Origin of the sequence: Bradyrhizobium sp. McL0616, assembly GCF_049993385.1 — a bacterium.
Lineage (GTDB): Bacteria > Pseudomonadota > Alphaproteobacteria > Rhizobiales > Xanthobacteraceae > Bradyrhizobium.
The window spans coordinates 1,940,495-1,958,941 of record NZ_CP188255.1; the positions used below are offsets into that span (position 1 = coordinate 1,940,495).

Annotated in this window: 17 protein-coding genes and 1 pseudogene; 12 read left to right on the forward strand and 6 right to left on the reverse strand. The window is 64.2% G+C overall.

Going from position 1 to position 18,447, the window contains the following annotated elements; genetic code table 11:
- Window positions 1-22: 22 nt before the first annotated feature.
- Window positions 23-1,273, forward strand: a complete 1,251-nt coding sequence (locus ACPPVR_RS09425) for an acetyl-CoA hydrolase/transferase family protein (protein WP_426613953.1) — start codon at window positions 23-25, stop codon at window positions 1,271-1,273.
- Between the two features lies 1 nt (window position 1,274).
- Here ACPPVR_RS09425 and ACPPVR_RS09430 read toward each other — a convergent pair whose 3' ends face one another.
- The 3 genes from ACPPVR_RS09430 to ACPPVR_RS09440 form a co-directional block, all read right to left on the reverse strand.
- Window positions 1,275-1,811, reverse strand: a complete 537-nt coding sequence (locus ACPPVR_RS09430; protein WP_426613954.1) for a hypothetical protein — start codon at window positions 1,809-1,811, stop codon at window positions 1,275-1,277.
- Between the two features lie 12 nt (window positions 1,812-1,823).
- On the reverse strand, window positions 1,824-3,143 hold the full coding sequence (locus ACPPVR_RS09435; protein WP_426613955.1) for a hypothetical protein: 1,320 nt from the start codon (window positions 3,141-3,143) through the stop codon (window positions 1,824-1,826).
- 63 nt (window positions 3,144-3,206) lie between these two features.
- Window positions 3,207-5,621 (reverse strand): hypothetical protein, encoded by a 2,415-nt coding sequence (locus ACPPVR_RS09440; RefSeq protein ID WP_426613956.1) that lies wholly within the window; start codon window positions 5,619-5,621, stop codon window positions 3,207-3,209.
- 512 nt (window positions 5,622-6,133) lie between these two features.
- On the opposite strand from ACPPVR_RS09440, the gene ACPPVR_RS09445 reads away from it, so the two are divergent.
- Window positions 6,134-6,832, forward strand: a complete 699-nt coding sequence (locus tag ACPPVR_RS09445; protein WP_426613957.1) for an RNA polymerase sigma factor — start codon at window positions 6,134-6,136, stop codon at window positions 6,830-6,832.
- A gap of 140 nt (window positions 6,833-6,972) precedes the next feature.
- Window positions 6,973-7,797, forward strand: coding sequence for a flagellin (locus ACPPVR_RS09450; protein ID WP_426613958.1), 825 nt, complete (start codon window positions 6,973-6,975; stop codon window positions 7,795-7,797).
- Between the two features lie 32 nt (window positions 7,798-7,829).
- Here the strand turns inward: ACPPVR_RS09450 and ACPPVR_RS09455 are convergent, their stop codons facing one another.
- The gene (locus ACPPVR_RS09455) at window positions 7,830-7,970 is read right to left on the reverse strand and encodes a hypothetical protein (protein WP_426613959.1); all 141 of its coding nucleotides are present in this window, start codon (window positions 7,968-7,970) and stop codon (window positions 7,830-7,832) included.
- Here ACPPVR_RS09455 and fliD point away from each other — a divergent pair.
- From fliD to ACPPVR_RS09500, 9 genes and pseudogenes are all read left to right on the forward strand, one after another.
- The gene (gene fliD / locus ACPPVR_RS09460) at window positions 7,951-9,585 is read left to right on the forward strand and encodes a flagellar filament capping protein FliD (RefSeq protein WP_426613960.1); all 1,635 of its coding nucleotides are present in this window, start codon (window positions 7,951-7,953) and stop codon (window positions 9,583-9,585) included. The two genes, ACPPVR_RS09455 and fliD, sit on opposite strands and share 20 nt — an antisense overlap.
- Window positions 9,585-10,013, forward strand: a complete 429-nt coding sequence (gene fliS, locus ACPPVR_RS09465; RefSeq protein WP_426613961.1) for a flagellar export chaperone FliS — start codon at window positions 9,585-9,587, stop codon at window positions 10,011-10,013. The genes fliD and fliS overlap by 1 nt, the downstream gene beginning before the upstream one ends.
- A gap of 171 nt (window positions 10,014-10,184) precedes the next feature.
- On the forward strand, window positions 10,185-10,457 hold the full coding sequence (locus ACPPVR_RS09470) for a hypothetical protein (RefSeq protein WP_426613962.1): 273 nt from the start codon (window positions 10,185-10,187) through the stop codon (window positions 10,455-10,457).
- Between the two features lie 257 nt (window positions 10,458-10,714).
- Window positions 10,715-11,380, forward strand: coding sequence for a flagellar hook assembly protein FlgD (locus tag ACPPVR_RS09475; RefSeq protein WP_426613963.1), 666 nt, complete (start codon window positions 10,715-10,717; stop codon window positions 11,378-11,380).
- Between the two features lie 31 nt (window positions 11,381-11,411).
- Window positions 11,412-12,677 carry a flagellar hook protein FlgE gene (gene flgE, locus ACPPVR_RS09480; RefSeq protein ID WP_426613964.1) on the forward strand — a complete coding sequence of 422 codons (1,266 nt, stop codon included), beginning with the start codon at window positions 11,412-11,414 and terminating at the stop codon, window positions 12,675-12,677.
- Window positions 12,678-12,680: 3 nt separating this feature from the next.
- Window positions 12,681-12,938, forward strand: coding sequence for a hypothetical protein (locus ACPPVR_RS09485; protein WP_426613965.1), 258 nt, complete (start codon window positions 12,681-12,683; stop codon window positions 12,936-12,938).
- A gap of 13 nt (window positions 12,939-12,951) precedes the next feature.
- Window positions 12,952-13,425 (forward strand): flagellar protein FlgN, encoded by a 474-nt coding sequence (locus ACPPVR_RS09490; RefSeq protein ID WP_426613966.1) that lies wholly within the window; start codon window positions 12,952-12,954, stop codon window positions 13,423-13,425.
- Window positions 13,426-13,443: 18 nt separating this feature from the next.
- A pseudogene (gene flgK, locus ACPPVR_RS09495) lies at window positions 13,444-15,218 on the forward strand (flagellar hook-associated protein FlgK).
- A gap of 17 nt (window positions 15,219-15,235) precedes the next feature.
- Window positions 15,236-16,147 (forward strand): flagellin, encoded by a 912-nt coding sequence (locus tag ACPPVR_RS09500; protein ID WP_426613967.1) that lies wholly within the window; start codon window positions 15,236-15,238, stop codon window positions 16,145-16,147.
- 7 nt (window positions 16,148-16,154) lie between these two features.
- On the opposite strand, the gene ACPPVR_RS09505 is transcribed toward ACPPVR_RS09500, so the two are convergent.
- Window positions 16,155-17,741 (reverse strand): AMP-binding protein, encoded by a 1,587-nt coding sequence (locus ACPPVR_RS09505; RefSeq protein ID WP_426613968.1) that lies wholly within the window; start codon window positions 17,739-17,741, stop codon window positions 16,155-16,157.
- Window positions 17,742-17,774: 33 nt separating this feature from the next.
- Window positions 17,775-18,410, reverse strand: coding sequence for a uracil phosphoribosyltransferase (upp, locus tag ACPPVR_RS09510; RefSeq protein WP_426613969.1), 636 nt, complete (start codon window positions 18,408-18,410; stop codon window positions 17,775-17,777).
- Window positions 18,411-18,447: the final 37 nt, after the last annotated feature.

The window sequence follows — 18,447 nt, forward strand, 5'->3', positions numbered from 1 at the left end:
GCGGACCACTGGCGGATATACGATGCTCGAGAACACGACTGCGATCGACTATTCCGGCTTGATCCGGGAAGGCGATCTCGTCGTGTGCGGGCAGGCGACGGCGGAGCCGGTCACCCTGACCGAAGCGCTGGTCGCGCAAGCCGGACATCTGCCCGCGTTCCGCATGATGGTCGGGCCGATCTTCTCGGAGACGTTCTCCGCAAGCTACACGCCCAACATCTCGTTTCAGAGCTACGGGGTGATCGGGAGTGCGCGGCGGCTTGCCAAGGCTGGGCGGCTTGACGTGATCCCAAGCAACTACAGCGCCTTCTGTGCCGACTTCGCGTCGCGACGCCACAAGGCGGATGTTGTCCTGGTGCAACTCGCGGAATCCGGCGACGGACGGCTGAGCGCCAGCCTGTCCAACGACTATGTCATCGATGCCGCGCGCGGCGCGCGCCTCGTCATCGCCGAGATCAATCCGGATGCGCCCTTTACGTTCGGGGCAGAATGGCCCGCGGATGTGTCGATCGATATCCGCGTGGCGGGCCCCCGTCCGCCCGTCGAATTGCCGTCGACGCCGCTCGACGATGTCTCGCGGAAAATCGCCGCGCATGCTGCGAGCCTGATCGCGGACGGCAGCACGCTTCAGTTCGGCGTCGGCCAGATTCCGGACGCGATCCTCTCCTCGCTATCGCATGCGCGCGATCTCGGCATCCATTCCGGCCTGATCAACGACGCCGTCGTCGACCTGATCGAGCGCGGCGCGGTGACAAATGCGGAGAAAGGTATCGATCTCGGGATCACCGTCACCAACCAGGTGATCGGCACGCAGCGGCTCTACCGCTTCGTGCACGAGAACAAGGCGGTCGCGGTGCGGCCGACATCCTATACGCACGGCCAGGGCGTACTGGCCCGGATCAATCGGCTGGTCGCGATCAATTCGGCACTTCAGGTCGGGCTCGATGGCAGCCTGAATTCGGAGACGCTGAACGGTGTTGCGATCGGGGCGATCGGTGGCCAGCTCGATTTCGTGCGTGGCGCCAATGCCTCCCCCCGAGGCAGGGCGATCATCGCGCTGCCGTCGACGGCGTCCGACGGGACCAGCCGGATCGTCGCTGATGTCGAGACTGTGACGACGCCGCGTGCCGATGTTGACGCCATCGTCACCGAATGGGGCATTGCCGAGCTGCGCGGCTGCGGCCTTGCCGAGCGCGCGCGGCGCATGATCGCCATTGCGGCGCCCGAGCACCGCGATGTGCTGTCGGCGCAGCTCCACGGCGTCGCGCGTTAACTCAGTTCATCATGGCAAGCGTCGGACGCTGGCTCTCGCTGGAGCCGATGATCGCGGGAAGATCCGTCGCCTCGCCGGCGATCATTCCAGACATCTGCCAGAACAGGTGAGCCAGGCGGGAGAACACCAGCCGTTCGCGCTCGGCAGGAACGGTGCCGTCCGGGATCGTCACGGTTTCCAGGCCGACCACGTTCTTGAAATCTGGCCAGATCGTCATCGACTGCGCGATCACCGAGTAGCAGCGCGGATCCTCATCGCTCTCGTCGGACGCCGGCGGCAAGCCCGGATACTGCACCGGCGCCGCATAGAACTTGTAGGCGCCATAACCGAGCCGAAGCAGGAATTTTTCCGAGACAGCGACGTCGGCGGCAAAGGACACCAGCCGCGCTTCGCTCAATACGTCCGGGTCGATCGCGTTGAGGTCCGATGCGCGCAGCGCCGAGCAGAACGCGAGCTCGCGATGGTGTTCTCTCAGCAGATTGGCCAGCGGCTGCTGCTGTTGCACGGTGTCGGTGAGCAGGATGATGGTCTTGAGCATCTGTGATGTCCGTCAGGGGAAGAGATGGCGGGCGGTCATGACTGCGTTGTCGGCCGCATGGTGGACGAAGAAGTCGTTGGCGATGCGCTGTCCCGGCGCGATCTCCAGGATGCGGTAACGCGCCAGCGCCGCCGCGTCGCGCGCGGCGCCGACGTCCTCCTGCCAAGCGCAGAGCGACAATTCGAGCCGGCCGTAGCCACCGCAGTCGGCGGCATAGGCGCCGGTCACAGCCTCGACGGTGGCGGCCACCGCGCCGGCGTCGCTGGCCGAGATGTCGCGCAGGATCACTGAGATGCCGTTTGCGGCTTCGGCTTTCGAGGTCATCACCATGAAGGCGTCGCGGGCGCCGGTGCGGCCGGCCCGGCGGGCGGTGCGCACGAGGCCTGCGAAGGCGGGATCGGGGCCGAGCTCCAGCGTCGTGGTCTGCTGGTCATGCAAAATCGTAGCGCGCATCGCGCCGAGATCGCCCTTCATCGCGTGATAGGATCGCGGCAGCCACACCGTGTCGAGCGGCACCTGCGCCGAGGTCAGGCTCCAGGCCTGGTCGAGCAGATAGCCTTCCCAGATCGCAGGGTAGGATGCGGCGAGCTGTTGCCAGGTGCGCAGCAGCATTTCAGCGCTCCTGGAGCGGCCGAGATAGAGCGTGCGCGCCGACATCTCCCAGCGATTCCACTTGTGCAGCGCGACGTCGCAGCCGAGAAAGGACGGCAGCAGCGGCGCCTCACGCAGCACGGTGCCGACCTCGACGAACAGCAGCGGCTCGCGATACTTGTTCCACATCCGCAGCATGAACTCGGCTTTCTCGAAGCAGAGGATGCGGTCGCCGAGCTGGGTATCGATCGGCTCGATATGACAGGCGAGCTCGAACCGCTCGAGCGAGTGCCGAAGCGCGAAGGCTGCGGTCGCGTCGCCGCCGCGCGGATAGCAGGAGACGATTCGTGGACGAACGGCGGACGTATCGGCCGCGGCGAGGAACTTCGACCAGCCGATGCCGCCCCACCACATCTCGTGCGGGCCGTCGGCGCCGCAGTGGCCGACGGTGCCGAACTCGGTCAGCTTGGACTTGAGAAAATCGAAGCCGGGATTCTCGCTTGTTGGAATGACGACGGCGCAGCCGGGATTGAGCGAGCGGTAGAACAGCTCGGCCGCAGCACCACTCGGCGGCTCCTTGAGGATGATGACGCCGTTGCGCCGTCCGCCGGGAATGCCGTCCAGCGTCGGCGCACCGTATTGGCCGGCTAGCCAGCCCAGGCGATCGCGCTGGGCCCATCCGAGCCGGACGCCGCCAGCTTGCAGCAGACGATCAAGGTTGTCGTGCGTCCCGTCCGTCAATTCCGTGCCCCTCACGTCACCTGCCCTTGGACTTCAACGGTCAAGGCGGTGCGATCAGGCGGACTATTTGGTGCTGGAGCCCATCGGGGTGATCGCGATGGAATAGATCGCGATGTCATGCGTCATCGCGGCGACGGGGATCAGCAGGCAGGCGTCTTCGTTCTGGGCGCGATAATACGCGCCGTTCCGCTGCACGCTGGCTGAGATCAGGCTCTCGGCGGCGATGCTGGTCACATCCTGGCTCTCGGCCACGTCGCGAATGTCGTCGCCAGATTGGACGGTTACGCCATGAAGCAGGCCTTCGGCGGCGAATTTCGGTAGCGGAAGCGCAACCGTGGCGATGCCCATGGTGCGCAGGAGGGGAATGCGCAGGCGCAATTCGCCGAGGCCGGTGCGGTGGACGGTCACGTTCTCGAGCGTCGCTTTGCCATTGGCTCGGAACAAGCCAATCTGAACCGTGCCGCAGGGATGCTCTTCGAAGACGTCAGCGGGCAGACGGTTGGCGCCGAACAACGTATAGAGATAGCCATGGGACGGCGACAGCTGCGCAAAGCTGCCCGCGAGCCACATCGGCGGTGCGGCTGATGTGCAGGCGGCGGACAGGCCGCGGGCGGTGATTTGATCGCGGATGAAGTCGACGTCGAGCATCGGCGCCAGCGCATGCGTGCCGAGATTGACGTCATGCTTCATCCCGCCGAGCAGCGCCAGTTCGTCCTCGTCGGGCAACAGCAACAGCCGCGCCAGCGTCGCCGCGCACCAGCGCGCCGCGACGTCGGGCGAGGCATAAGGGTTCAGGCAGAAGTCGAGCGCGACGTCATCCGCCGCCTCTGCAAAGGCCAGGGCACCGGCCTGCAGCTCCGCGGCCAGCGCGATCTGGCTTGCCGGACGCGGATTGATCTCGCGCAGCACACGGTCACCGTCGTAGTCGCGCACCGAGCCGTCGGCTGAGCAGCAGGCCTGTTCCAGCAGCGCGATGTTGCGGATCAGCATGCGCTTGGCATGGGGCGTGACCACGAGGTCGGAAATGAAGCCTGCGGCGCTGTCGCCTTCGGCGACATCGTCGAAGGCATCGTCGAGCGACAGCAGATAGGCGCCGTGGAGGTGGATCTTGACGCCCTCCAGGTCGAGGACGCGGCGTAGCGCTTTCTGCACGCTGCCGGAATAGCCGAGATCGGCGAGCACGAGATCGGTGCAATCGTCGAAGTCGGGGATGGTATGGCGCAGATAGGCCAGCAGCCGGGCGCGCAAGGCCGCCGCGAGGGCGACGATCTCGCCGGAATCCATCAGCTCGGGGAGTGCCGCGGCCAAATCCTCGCCGGGAGCGATCCCGTCGGGAAAATCTGCGAAGAAGGCGGCAACCTTCGGCGGCATGATCTTCACGATGTCGCCGAAGGTTGGTGCGTCGATCTTGAACACCTTGCTGAGGAGATCGCAGAGCGGCTGCATCGTGTCGGCCGAGGCGATCAGGCTGACGCGGCGGTTGATCTCGAGATAGGCCGATGTGGTGCCGCGCAGCTCATGCCAGATCCGGTGCGGCAGAAAGCCGTCGCGGCCGAGGAAAGCGAGAGCGACCTTCCGGTCCGGGCCCGCAACCTCTTCGCAACGCCCGGCGATAAAGGCGTCGAACGCGGTCATCACCGGGCCGAGCACGGTCGCGCCGAGGTGGAAGGCGGGAGATTTTTCGACGCTGCGAGCGGCGACCATGCGCCGCAAGGTGCGTGCGCCATGATCGAGCCGGGACGGCGCGCACGTGCACAACAATTCGAACAATGCGGTCTCGCGCTGAAATTTCGAGGCCAGTTGCGGCGTGGCCTGCGGATAATAGCGCGGCCGAATGCCGTGACGCTTCGCACCCCTGATGTCCGCTTTGTCATTGTCGCCGACGTGAAAGGAGGAAGCGGCGTCGATGCCCTCTTCAGCCAGGTATTTTGCGAACAGCGTCTCGCTCTTGCTCATGCCGTGGTCGCAGGATGCGTAGAGGAAGTCCCACGTCAGTTCGGGACGGCAGGCGCGCAGCAGTCGCGCCAGCTGGGCGGAATCCCAATAGGTGTCGGAGATGAAGCCGACGCGGTGGCCGGCACGCTTCATGTCCAGGTATTGCCGAAGCATGTCCGGGTTGGCGCGGCAGAGCTCGAGCTCGGCTGCGAACTCTGATTCGACGAGGTCGCTCAGATGGCCGCGCGTGAGAGCGAACAGCCTGAACGGAAAATAGGAATAGATTTCATCGATGCGCACTTCGCTTGCGCCGCGTTTGTCCTTCGCGGTCCTGCGTGCGCGTGCTTCGGCCTGGATACGATGCTGAACGAAACTCGCGGAAACATCCGGACAAGTTCTTGAAATGCTGGAAAGCTCGTAAGCCCTTTCAAATACGCCATCCGGCGTCGTGCAGGCGCGCATCAGAAATGTATCGAAAACGTCGAACGACCAAGCAGAAACAATTTGCGCGCGGCGCTCGAGGCCGGCCGTTGCTATCGTCATGCGAAGAATCCCCGCTCATCAGAGCGATTAACGTTGGCATCGGCGGAGTCAGGCGCCACAAGTGCGAAAAAAGTTCGCGCGCGATTCAAAATCGCGCTCGTCGCGACTGACAGATTCAAAAAAATCGCTAGGTTCGAAAAAGGTGATTCGGAAAAAATTGCCGAGTGCAGAAGTCGTCTCGCGTTCATTCACACTCGGAAACAATCGCTTCTTGATGCGCTGTGCGTGTGTCGCGTTGGTCACCTAGTGCCGCGTAATGTCAGCGTTTTTTCTCACGACATCTGTTCAGGAGGGATGATCCGCCATGGCGCGAGACGATGTGATGATTGCAGACGTGATGCGCAAAGGGAATCGCGCAGTCGGCAATTATTGCCTTCCACTCGGCAAAACATTCCAGCTAACATCTTGAAAAATAACAAAAATTATCCGCCTGGATTGTTTTGGCCCCGCGTTCAACGCTTGGAAGCCGTGTGGCATGTGCGTCGCCGGCATTGCGGTTTGGAGATTGCGGGATGAGTTACGCTGCTGATGTCTGGGCTCCCGCCGAGGCCGAGATCACGACGATGGTGCCGGCTGAAGTGACCGTGCCGGTGATGCCGTCGGTGCCGCTCGCGCCGGACTGTCCGGTGGTTGCCGCAGACGTCGTGTTCGATGAGGACAGCGAACTCCTCGAAAAGCTCGCCGCCGGCGACGAGGCGGCGTTCCGCATGCTGGTCGAGCGCCACATCGATCGCGCTTACGCGATCGCGCTTCGCATCGTCGGCAACGCGGCCGATGCGGAAGACGTGGTGCAGGACACCATGCTCAAGATCTGGAGCCATCGCGGACGCTGGCAGCATGGCCGCGCCAAATTCTCGACCTGGCTCTATCGCGTCATCTCCAACCGCTGCATCGACCTGCGCCGCAAGCCGCGCACCGAGAATGTCGAGAGCGTCCCGGAAGTCGCCGACGGCCAGCCGGATGCGGCTGATATCATCGAGCGCAACGAATTGAACAGGATGCTGGAGCTCGCGATGCAGCGCCTGCCCGAGCAGCAGCGTATCGCGGTGATCTTCTCGTACCACGAGAGCATGAGCAACAGCGAGATCGCCCAGGTGATGGACACCACGGTGGCGGCAGTGGAGTCGCTGCTCAAGCGCGGCCGCCAGCAGCTTCGCCAGCTCCTGCGCAAGCACGAACGCGACATCCGCACCGCGTTTACCGATTGCTAATCATAAAAATCGCCTCACGAAAATTTTCGCGCCTGATCTCCTTGCGCTCTACCGTTTGAGCGAACGGACGGGGCTGTGGTCCGCGTCGTCAATCGTCTTCAACGATGCGGCACGCTTGCCCATCAGCACAGGAGTTTCCAATGCCTGCAATTTCCACCAATACCGCGGCGAACTCTGCGGTCCGCTACCTCAACATCAATTCCGCGCAGGAGAGCAGCGCGCTGGCAAAGCTGTCGAGCGGTTCGCGCATCACCTCGGCCTCCGACGACGCCGCCGGCCTCGCGATCTCCACCCGCATCTCGTCGGACGTCACCACGCTGCAGCAGGCCGCGACCAACGCTTCGCAGGCGACCGCGATCCTCCAGACCGCTGACGGCGGCGCCTCGAATATCTCCGACATCCTGGCGCGCATGAAGTCGCTGGCTTCCGAGTCCGCGTCGGGGACCACCACCGATTCCAGCCGCGCCTACATCAACTCGGAATTCTCGCAGCTCACGAGCGAAATCGATTCGATCGCGACCGGGACGCGCTATTCCAGCCAGAGCCTTCTGGACGGCTCGAGCGTGTTCTCCTCGGGCGTCTCGGTGCTGGTCGGCTCCTCCGGCTCCGACACCATCACCATCACGCTGACGAGCCTGACGGCGTCGACGCTCGGCGTGTCGTCACTCGACGTCAGCTCCCTGTCTGACGCGACCTCGGCGCTGACCACCCTTGATACCGCAATCGATACGGTCTCCGGCGCCCGCGCCAGCATCGGTGCGCAGGAATCGCGGTTCAACTTCTCGTCCGACTCGATCTCGACCCAGACCCAGAACCTGCAATCCGCGAACTCGGCGATTAAGGACGTCGATATCGCGGCCGAGCAGGCCACGCTGTCCTCGGCCGAGGTGAAAACACAGGCCGCGGTGTCGGCCGAATCCGCGGCGAACCAGATGCCGCAGTATCTGCTCAAGCTCCTCGGCTAAGGCGCAAGGTCCAGGCGACCGCCTAACGACCGTCATGCCGGGCCGGCTTGATGCCGGCCCGCTCCACCTCGCGATGGATCGGGCAGCAAAGTGACCAGCGTCAGTTCGAGTACCAGCAGCACGGCGAGCACGAGCACGTCTAGCGCCTCCTCGGTGACCACGACCGGTACCACCACGTCCACCAGCCTCGACTGGAGCGCGCTGATCACGGCGGCGGTGGACGCCAAGCTCACCCAGGCGACCACGATCTCGACCACGATCACCAACAACGAGGCCAAGGTCACGGCCTACCAGGCGCTCCAGACCGACCTCTCGACGCTGTCGAGCGGGTTGTCCTCGCTCGCGACCTCCGTCGTTAATTCGCTGGCAACCAACGTCTTTGCCACGCGCTCGGCGACCATCAGCTCGACCGGTGACGTCAGCGCCTCCTCCGCGCTCTCCATGTCCGTCGGCAATGGCGCGGCGACCGGGGACCACACGCTGACCATCAGCCAGGTCGCGACCGCGCAGAAGGTGGTCGGCACCGCGCAATCAAGTGAAACCACGGCCCTCGGCTATTCTGGAACGTTTTCGCTTGGACTCGGCAGCGGCAGCACCGCCAGCATCAGCGTGACGAGCACGATGTCGCTGCAAGACGTCGTCGACACTATCAACGCCCAGACCTCGACCACCAATGTGCAGGCTTCGATCGTCCAGGTGTCGAGCGGGTCTTACGAAATGGTGTTGACGGGGACCGAGGATGCCGCCGACATTTCCTATTCGAGCGCGTCCGGCAACGACATCCTGAACGAGCTTGGCGTGACCGACAGCTCCGGCGCATTTTCCGATGTTCTGCAGACGTCGCAGGCCGCCAAATTCACCCTCGACGGCATCTCAGTGACCAGGGATACCAACGACATCACCGACGTGCTGACCGGCGTCACTTTCAACCTCTTGCAGGCGACGACGAGCGGGGCGACGCTGAACATCAGCATCGGGACGGATACCAGCCAGATCACATCGGCGCTCACGACCTTCGTCACCAATTACAACGCCTATCGCGATGCGGTCATCGCACAGCAGGCGACTGGTTCCGACGGCACGGCCTCTTCGAGCGCTGTGCTGTTCGGCGACGGCACCATGCGCGACATCATGGATACGCTACAGAATGCCATGAACAGCACCGTCGGCGGCCTCACCATGGCCGACCTCGGCCTGTCCTTTAACGAGAACAACGAGCTCGAGCTCGATACCTCGACGCTGTCGAATATCCTGAGCACGAATCTGAGCGGGGTCACCACGCTCCTCTCGGCGCAGACCAAGACCTCGTCGAGCCAGCTAACTGTCGTCAACACCGGGACGTCGCCGCAATCCTTCACCCTGGACGTAGCGGTCGATTCCTCCGGCAATCTGTCCTCGGCCTCGGTCGGCGGCGATTCCTCGCTGTTCACGATCAGCGGCACCACGATCATCGGCAATGCCGGAACGGCCTATGCCGGCATGGCCTTCACCTATTCGGGGTCGACGTCGCAGTCGATCACGGTGACCTCGACCTCGGGCCTCGCCACGCAGGTCTACCAGATCGCCAAGAATTATTCGTCGAGCTCGGGTGCATTGCAGACGCTGATCACGAATTTGACTGACCGTGACAGCGACCTCCAGCAGAAGGTCGACGATATCGACAGCGCCGCGTCGGCCTACCAGACGCAGTTGCAGGCGCAGTATGCGAAGTACCAGGCCGCGATCGAAAGCGCCAACAACACCCTGACCTATCTCAAGGCCTTGCTTAACTCCAGCTCGAGTAGTTGATGATGCATAATCCGATGGCGTACATGGCCAACCAGGCCTATCGGGGCGCGGCAACCAGCGTGCCGCCGCTCAAGGCGATCTCGATGCTGCTTGGCGGCGCGATCACCTTCCTCCAGAAGGCGCTGTCCGCGCAGGAGGCACGGCGCTTCGAGGAAGGGCACGAGCACCTGATGAAGGCGACCGCGATCCTGCGTGGTCTCAGCCACAATCTCGACTTCGCCAAGGGCGGGGCGGTGGCCGAGCGTCTGTTCCAGACCTACAACGCCCTCATCCTAGCGAGCCTCAAGGCCTATGGCCGGCCGCATGCGCGCGAAAGCTTTCGGCGAATCATCGCCGGGCTGACCGAGTTGCGGGAGGCCTGGGAGTCCGTCGACGCGACGGTACGCGGAGCCAAACCTGCCCTCGCTGATTCGCCCGGCAAGGGCTAAGGAAGGCCCGGCGCCCCGATCCCGAGGGGGGCCCCCGAATCGGTCGGACGACGTTTCGACCGCCTTCCACAAGGCTCCGGGCACTTTTGGCGCAGGACACCGCGCAAATCCGGTTTCCGCCGCGCCGGCAATGCTTTATGACGGGCCTGACCGAGGCGGGACCGGCGGGCGATGGACGTCACCGAGTTTGAGGAACTGATCGACCGGCTGGGCGAGGATCTCTCGCTCTGGCCCGACGACCGGCGTTTGCCTGCCGAAGAGCTGCTTGCGCAATCCTCCGCCGCCCAAGCCCTGCTGGAAGAGACCCGCGCCTTGCGCCGCGCACTCGCCGCGCCTCCGGTCCGAGCGCCCGCAGGCCTCGCCGACCGCATTGTCGCCGCTGCTGCGAAACTGAAGAGCGACACCGCCGAGCCGCGCACGGAAGGCGAGACGGCGGGAAGCTGAACGGCTTTCTCGACTGAATCTCGTCGCTGTCTTCACCTCTCCCCGCTTGCGGGGCGAGGAAGCGCGCACCGCTGCGGCATACATCATCGCATAACTAAACTCCCGCGCACGGCAGATTTTGCCTAATCGAAAGCGATTTTCGCAGCGGTGAATCCGCGCCTGAATCCGCGCGCCCACGCGTTTCATCAGCACACAGATTTCAAGCGCCACGGAGCGACATCGTTGTCGCCGGTTGCGCGAGAAAGCCGGAGTTCCTGATGACGACAGTTTCCGCAACGAGTTCTGCTTCGACGGCCACGACATCGTCGTCGTCGAGCACGTCGTCCAGTTCGACGCTGACCTCCAGCGATTTCCTGAGCCTGCTCGTGAGCGAGCTTCAGAACCAGGATCCGCTGAACGCGACCTCGACCACCGACTTCATCAACCAGCTCACGTCTTACGCCAATTTCAGCCAGCAGCAGTCGATCAACTCCAACCTGACCTCGCTCTCAAGCTCGTTCTCGAGCCTCGTGACGCTGAACTCGGTCAACTATATCGGCCACACCGTCGAGGCGAAGACCGACACGTCGACCTTGAGCAGCGGTTGGGCGACGTTCGGCTATTCGCTGTCCTCGGCCGCATCGGATGTCGCGATCACTGTCAAGGATTCCTCGGGCAACACGGTCTACACCGGTACCGGCACCGGCAATTCCGGCTCCAACACCTTCACCTGGGACGGCAAGAATTCCAGCGGCACCCAGCTCGCGGACGGCGGCCAGTACACCGTCTCGGTGACCGCAACGAACTCCGCCGGCACTTCGGTCCTCAACTACACGACGATCACCGGCACGGTGACGGGCATCGACACCTCGACCTCCACGCCGTCTCTGACCGTGAACGGCGTCTCCGTCAGCGCCGCCAACATCATCGGCGTCACGTCCTGATCTCACGTTCCGATCTCTCTGGAGTTTCATCATGAGTCTCACCGGTGCTTTGTCCTCGGCGATCTCGGCGCTCAGCGCGCAGAGCCAATCCCTGTCGATGATCAGCGACAACATCGCCAATACCAGCACGACGGGGTACAAGACGACCTCGGCGATGTTCGACGATCTCGTCACCGCGTCGAGCAACACGACCTCTTATGCCTCGGGCGGCGTCACCGTCTCGGGCCGCGCCAACATCACGCAGCAAGGCCTGCTTGCGGCAACCTCCAACGCCACCGACGTCGCGATCCAGGGCTCGGGCTTCTTCGCTGTGACCAATGCCACGTCGGGCGGCACGACCTCCTATACCCGCAACGGCGCCTTTACGACCGACAATGCCGGCTATCTCGAGGACAACGGAAGCTATCTCGAAGGCTGGCGCACCGACGCCGACGGCAACGTCGTCGGCAGCGAGTCAGCGAGCAATCTCCAAGCGATCAACAACCAGGTCGCTTCGACCAGCGGCAGCGCCACGACCAAGACCACGATCGCGGCTAACCTGCCGTCCGATGCAGCAACCGGCGAGACCTATACCAGCTCGATGACTGTCTACGATTCGCTTGGTGCCGCGAATTCGATGCAGGTTACCTGGACCAAGACCGGCTCCAACGCCTGGAGCGCGAGCTTCGCCAATCCGACCTCTACCTCGGACACAACGACCGCGACTGGCACGGCTTCGGGCACGATCGCCATCACCTTCAACAGCGACGGCTCGCTGGCCAGCACCAGTCCAAGCCCGGCGACGGTCGCGGTGACGGGCTGGACAGACGGCGCGACCGACAGCACGATCGCGATGAATCTCGGCGCCGTCGGCAAGACCGATGGTCTGACGCAATACGCGTCCGGTGAGACGACGCCGTCTGTGAACGTCACCAGTATCGACTCGGACGGCTTGTCCTACGGAAAACTGTCCAGCATCGCGATCGGCAAGAACGGCATCGTCGACGCCACCTATTCCAACGGCCAGACCATTGCGATCTATAAGATCGCGGTGGCGACTTTCGCCGACCCCAACGGGCTTTCGGCCTCAAGCGATGGCATCTATTCGGCGACGGTGGCGTCCGGCAACGCCTCGTTGCAGGCCTCCGGCGAGAACGGCGCGGGCACGATCTACGGCAGCGAGCTGGAATCCTCGACTACCGACACCTCCAGCCAGTTCTCGAGCATGATCTCGGCGCAGCAGGCCTATTCCGCCGCGTCCCAGGTCATCTCCACCGTGGACAAGATGTACGACACCCTGATCTCGGCGATGAGGTGAGCGATGCCTGGAGAAAGGGCGAGTGCCGCCGGAGAGGCGCTGCTGCGCCGGCTGCGTCGGCTGGTGGCGCGGGCCGGAGCCGTCAAGGGCAGCGACCGCAAGCAGTTGGTCGCGCTGCTCGACGATTTCGAGACGAGCCGCCGCGGCCTGTTGAAGGAATGCGCGGATGTCGAGGGCGAGATGAGGCAGGCGACCGTCAGGACCACCGCGATCAGCGCGTATTTGCGCAACTCGCAGGTCGGCCGCGGCAAAACGGCATAATTAGAAGAAGGCGATGACCATGAGTGTAGCCCAAGCCAACAGCCAAGCCACGAGGACCAACGCCGCAAACGGCGATGCACGGATCAAGTCGCTGATCGCGCTGATCGACGTGCTGACCGCGCTGGTCGCGGAGGAGAATGCAGAGCTCGCCAAGGGACTGCCGGCCTCGCGCCTCAAGCAGGTCGACGAGAAAAACCGCCTGGCGGAGGTCTTCGAACGGACCGTCGCCGAATGCGCGGCCGGAACGACCACCCTGAACGTACGGGACCGGCTCCTGCGCGAGCAGTTGCTTGAGCGGATTCTGAAGCTGCGCGCCGCGATGGACGAGAATTTGGTGCGCCTGCGCGCGGCGATCGAGGCCAGCAACCGCCGGATCGAGGCCGTAATGCAGGCGATCCGCGAGCAGATCGCCGCGGTGTCGCCCTATGGCGCCTCCGGCCGCGTCGCGGCGCGCGCCGTCTCCAGCGGCACCAGCCGCAGCGCCTGACCAAACGAGGAGCCCGCCGTGTCACTCGACATCGCACGATCGATCGCCTTCAGTGGGCTGTCGTCCACGTCGGTCCAGATCAGCGTGACGTCGTCGAACATCTCGAACGCCGACACGACGGGCTATACCAAGAAGACCGCGAACCAGTCGAGCAGCGTCACCAACGGCGTTGGCACCGGCGTCACGGTGACGGGCATCACCTCGACGGTCGACAAGCTGCTGCTGAAGTCGCTGGTCAGTGCGACCTCCGACCTCGGCTCGGCGGACACGACGAACACCTATCTGACGTCGCTCGAAAAGCTCTACGGCGCGACCAGCAGCACCGACAGCTCGTCGACCGGAACCTCGCTCGCCAACGGCATCGCCTCGCTGGAATCGGCGCTGTCCTCGCTCGCGAGCACGCCGAGCAGCGCCTCGCTGCAGTCCAACGTGGTCAGCGCGCTCGACGACGTCACGAGCCAGTTGCGGGAGACCTCCAGCGGCATCCAGAAGCTCCGCTCCAATGCCGATCAGGACATCTCGTCCTCGATCGACGACGTCAACACGGACTTGCAGTCGATCGCGGACCTGAACGCCGCGATCAAGCAGACGGCGGCGGCCGGCCAGTCGACCGCCGACCTGGAGGACCAGCGCAACACCGTGCTGCAGGACGTCGCCTCCAAGATGAACGTCAGCTATTACACGGCGTCGAACGGCGATCTCCAGATCTACACCACGACCGGGCAGGCCCTGGTCGATAGTTCCGCGCACAAGATCAGCTATACCGCCGCGGCCAATGTGTCGTCGTCGACGACCTACACCGCCGGCTCGTCGTCGAGCGGCTTCAGCGCCATCACAGTGAACGGCGTCGACATCACCTCGCAGATCACGGCGGGAGCATCGGCGGACTCGTCACCCTCCGCGACAAGACCCTGCCGGCGGCGCAATCCCAGCTTGACCAGCTGGCAACGCAGCTTGCCTCCGCGGTGAACACCGTCTCGAACAGCGCCTCCTCGGCGCCGGCCCCGACCAGCCTGACCGGAACGACCAGCGTCACCAGCAGCACGGCGCTGTCCGCCACCGGCACGGTGCGCCTGGCCGTGACCGACAAGAGCGGCGATCTTGTCTCCTACAGCGATCTCGATCTGTCGTCCTATTCCACGGTCGGCGATCTCGTGACGGCCATCAACGGCATCTCCGGGATGTCGGCGTCGGTCGATGCCAACGGCCATCTCTCGATCACGGCGACCGGCTCGGGCAATGGCGTCGCCATCAACGAGATGACGAGCTCGGTGGGGAGCTCCAGCGCAGGATTTTCCGACTATTTCGGCCTCAACGACCTCGTGACGGGAACGAGCGCGTCGGATATCGCGGTCAACAGCAGCATCCTGTCCGGCACCAACGAGTTGCAGCTCGCGACGCTGGATTCGTTCTCGAGCCTTACGGTCGGCAGCAGCGTGCTGTCATCGGAGTCGGCCACCACGGTCAATGCGTTCTACGACGCATTGACAGCCTCCCGGACGTTTTCCTCCACCGGAGGGCTTGCCGCCACCACCGGCTCCTTTGCCGACTATGCCTCGGTCATCGTGGCCGACGTCGCGAGCAAGTCTTCGCAGGCTTCCACCAACTATACCGCCAAGGAGACCGCGCAGTCGACCTATGCGAGTTCGCTGTCGTCGCAATCGGGTGTCAACCTCGACGAGGAATCGGCCAATCTGAGCACGCTCCAGAACCAGTATTCGGCTGCCTCCGCGCTGATCTCGGCCATCAACACCATGTACACGGCGCTTATAACCGCCGTGCAGTCGTCCTAAGGCGCGGGAGCAGGCCCATGGTCGCGATGCGGATCGCCACCTTCGCGCAGTCGAACAAGATGATCGCCGACGCGATGCGCGTGGAGTCGGTCATGGCCAACGAGCAGGTCCAGGAATCGTCGGGCATGGTCTCGACCGATTACGGCGGCTATGGCTCGAACGCGCAGCATGTCGTCAATCTCCAGGTCTCGGTGACGCGTGCGCAGTCCTATGTCGATGCGGCCACGCTCGCCGACAGCAAGGTCCAGGTGATGTATTCCGCGGTCGGCTCGATGACCGACATCATCACGCAGCTGCGGTCCCAGCTCAGCGCCGCCTCGACCGGAAGCTCGACCGAGTCGAATTCGGTGATCTCTTCCGCCCAGCAGATGCTGGAGCAGATGGGCTCGCTGACGAACACGCAATATGACGGCCAGTATGTCTTTGGCGGCGGCAAGACGGACACGGCGCCGGTCGATCTCACCAGCTTTTCGTCGGGCACCGGATCCACAACCACGGCGGACACCAGCTATTACAAGGGCGACGATGAGATTGCATCGGTGCGCGTCGCCGCCGATGACACCGTGTCCTATGGTGTCACCGCCGACAATTCGGCGTTCGAGGAGGTGATGCGCGTGCTGAAGTTCGTGGCCAATAGCACTTCGCTGTCGTCCTCGGACATCTCCAGTGCGCTTAACCTCGCCAGCACGGCGCTCGACGACACCGCGGCCGTGCAGGCAAAGCTCTCCAGCTCGGCGTCATCGATCGAGACGGCGAGCGCGCGCCAGACCGATTACAAGAGCTATGCCGAGACCCTGTCGAACGACCTCACCGGCGTCGATGTCGCCGCCATCACGGCGCAGCTGTCGACCTATCAGGCGCAGCTCACCGCGTCCTATTCGGCGATGTCCAAGATTCTCGGCATGAATCTCGCGAGCTATCTGAAATAGGAGGAGCCTATTCGGCGGCGATCCGCTCCATCGCCATGGCGCGGAGCCTGGCGCGCTGGATCTTCACGCCATTGGCGCTGTCGGTGACAGGGAAGGCGTCCACGATGTAGACCCGCGCCGGGATCTTGTAACCCGCGAGCCGCTCGCGCAAGCGCGCGACTAACGCCTCCTGAAGAGGTGGCTCCTGGTTCGAGTCTCGGGCCGGGATCACGAAGGCGACGCAGCGCGCATGGCCCTTCAGATCGACCGCGACGACCTGGGCGTCGGCGACGCCAACGCAGGATTTGAGCTCGTCCTCGATCTCGCCCGGTGCAACCAGGAAGCCGCCGAGCCGCATCGCGTCGCCGGCGCGGGTCTCGTAGACGAAGGAGCCGTCGCCTCGCAGGCGGCCGATATCGCCGGTGTGGAAGAAGCCGTCCGCGGTGATGGCGTCGCGCGTCGCTTCCGGATTGTTGAAGTACCCAAGGAAGCGCGAGGGCGCGCTGATCTCGATCTCGCCGGAGACGCCTTGGGCCACAAAGTCGCCGGTCTCGGTGTCGCGCACACGGACCTTGGCCTGCTGCGACATCGGCCAGCCGCCACCCTCGATGCGGTCGGCGAAGACGTCGCTGGCGCGGCTGATCGAGAACAGCGCCTGCACCTCGCTCGAGCCGTAGAGGCCGAACAGCTGCAGGCCGCGCGCCTGCGCCTCGGTGGCAAGCTCGCGCCAGCCCGGCTGGAACGCGGCGAAGCCGCAGACTTCGAGATGCGGCAACGGCCGCGGCGCATCGGTGAGGGCGAGGATGCGGCGGAACATCTCGTCAGAGCCGAAGGTGTGCGTGATCTTGTGTTCGCTGAGGATTGTCAGCGCCGGCGCGGCCTCGAAGGCGTCGAGCACATGGACGGTCGCGCCGGCTCCGATGAAGCCGAGCAGGCTCGTCATGCCAAAAGTGCCGCAGAACGGCAGCATAGCCAGCAGCGCATGACGCTGTCGATCAAGCTTGAGCGCGTTGGCAACGGAGACGGCGTGCGTGGCCAGCGTCCGCTGCGAATGCGCGACCAGTTTTGGTCCCTTGGTCGTGCCCGATGTGGTGTAGAGCAGCACCGGCAAGTCGACGTCGCCTTGCGGCAGCGGGGCAGGCGGGTATGGCTTGTCGAAGGCGTCGAAGCGCACGCACGGCCAATGGGCAGTAATCGCATCCGCGCCGATCACCGCGAGTTTTTGCAGAGCGGGCACGTCAGACCTGGTGATATCAGCGAGAATGGCAGCGAAATCGATGGTGCGAAACGCGGCCTCGACCACCATCAGCCTGGCGCCGGAAACCTTCAGCAGATGCGAGACCTCAGCACTGCGGTAGCGCGTGTTGACCGCGGCGACGACCGCACCGAGGCGGGCGGCGGCAAACAGCAGCGCGATCCATTCGATCCTGTTGACGAGCCAGACCGCCACCACGTCGCCCTTGCCGATTCCTTGCGCGGCAAGCCAGGCCGCAGCCTGCTCGACCTTCCGAGAAAATTCCGCGCGCGAGACGGGCGTGCCGTCGAACACGAAGGCGGGATCGGCAGCGGTCTCCGATCCGATCAGCGATTGCAGTGAAACATCATCGGCGCGCATGGCAACCGGAGTAGCCCGATCGCGCAGACCTGTCTACTTGGTGCCGAACATCCGGTCGCCTGCGTCGCCCAGGCCCGGTACGATGTAGCCGTGGTCGTTGAGTCGCTCGTCGATCGCGGCGGTCCAGATCGGCACGTCGGCATGCTCGCTCTGGAATTGCGCAATGCCTTCGGGCGCCGCCAGAAGGCAGACGAAACGGATGTCGCGGGCGCCGCGGTCCTTGAGCAGGGACGCGCCGGCGCAGGCAGAGTTTCCGGTCGCCAGCATCGGGTCCATCAGGATCACGGTGCGGTCGGACAGGTCCTGCGGCGCCTTGAAGTAATATTCCACGGCCTGCAATGTCTCGGGATCGCGGTAAAGCCCGATATGGGCAATGCGCGCCGACGGCATCAGCGCCAGCATGCCGTCGAGGAAGCCGACGCCGGCGCGCAGGATCGGCGCCAGCGTGAGCTTCTTGCCGGCGATCTTCGGCGCCCGCATCGGCGAGATCGGCGTCTCGATCTCGACCAGCTCCAGCGGCAGGTCGCGCGTCACCTCGTAGCAGAGCAGCATCCCGATCTCGTTCAGGATCTCGCGAAAGCTCTTGGTCGAGCGGTCCTTCTCCCGCATCAGGGAAAGCTTGTGCTGGACCAGGGGGTGGGCGACGACATGGACGTTGCTGCTGCTCATGAAACCGCTCTACACGGTTCCGCGAAACTGCGCCAGA

Bases quoted from the DNA above. Each gene is read 5' to 3' on its own strand.
- ACPPVR_RS09425 (WP_426613953.1), top strand. From the start codon at position 23: ATGCTCGAGAACACGACTGCGATCGACTATTCCGGCTTGATCCGGGAA.
- ACPPVR_RS09430 (WP_426613954.1), bottom strand. From the start codon at position 1,811: ATGCTCAAGACCATCATCCTGCTCACCGACACCGTGCAACAGCAGCAG.
- ACPPVR_RS09440 (WP_426613956.1), bottom strand. From the start codon at position 5,621: ATGACGATAGCAACGGCCGGCCTCGAGCGCCGCGCGCAAATTGTTTCT.
- ACPPVR_RS09445 (WP_426613957.1), top strand. From the start codon at position 6,134: ATGAGTTACGCTGCTGATGTCTGGGCTCCCGCCGAGGCCGAGATCACG.
- ACPPVR_RS09450 (WP_426613958.1), top strand. From the start codon at position 6,973: ATGCCTGCAATTTCCACCAATACCGCGGCGAACTCTGCGGTCCGCTAC.
- fliS (WP_426613961.1), top strand. From the start codon at position 9,585: ATGATGCATAATCCGATGGCGTACATGGCCAACCAGGCCTATCGGGGC.
- ACPPVR_RS09470 (WP_426613962.1), top strand. From the start codon at position 10,185: ATGGACGTCACCGAGTTTGAGGAACTGATCGACCGGCTGGGCGAGGAT.
- ACPPVR_RS09475 (WP_426613963.1), top strand. From the start codon at position 10,715: ATGACGACAGTTTCCGCAACGAGTTCTGCTTCGACGGCCACGACATCG.
- flgE (WP_426613964.1), top strand. From the start codon at position 11,412: ATGAGTCTCACCGGTGCTTTGTCCTCGGCGATCTCGGCGCTCAGCGCG.
- ACPPVR_RS09485 (WP_426613965.1), top strand. From the start codon at position 12,681: ATGCCTGGAGAAAGGGCGAGTGCCGCCGGAGAGGCGCTGCTGCGCCGG.
- ACPPVR_RS09490 (WP_426613966.1), top strand. From the start codon at position 12,952: ATGACCATGAGTGTAGCCCAAGCCAACAGCCAAGCCACGAGGACCAAC.
- ACPPVR_RS09500 (WP_426613967.1), top strand. From the start codon at position 15,236: ATGGTCGCGATGCGGATCGCCACCTTCGCGCAGTCGAACAAGATGATC.
- ACPPVR_RS09505 (WP_426613968.1), bottom strand. From the start codon at position 17,741: ATGCGCGCCGATGATGTTTCACTGCAATCGCTGATCGGATCGGAGACC.
- upp (WP_426613969.1), bottom strand. From the start codon at position 18,410: ATGAGCAGCAGCAACGTCCATGTCGTCGCCCACCCCCTGGTCCAGCAC.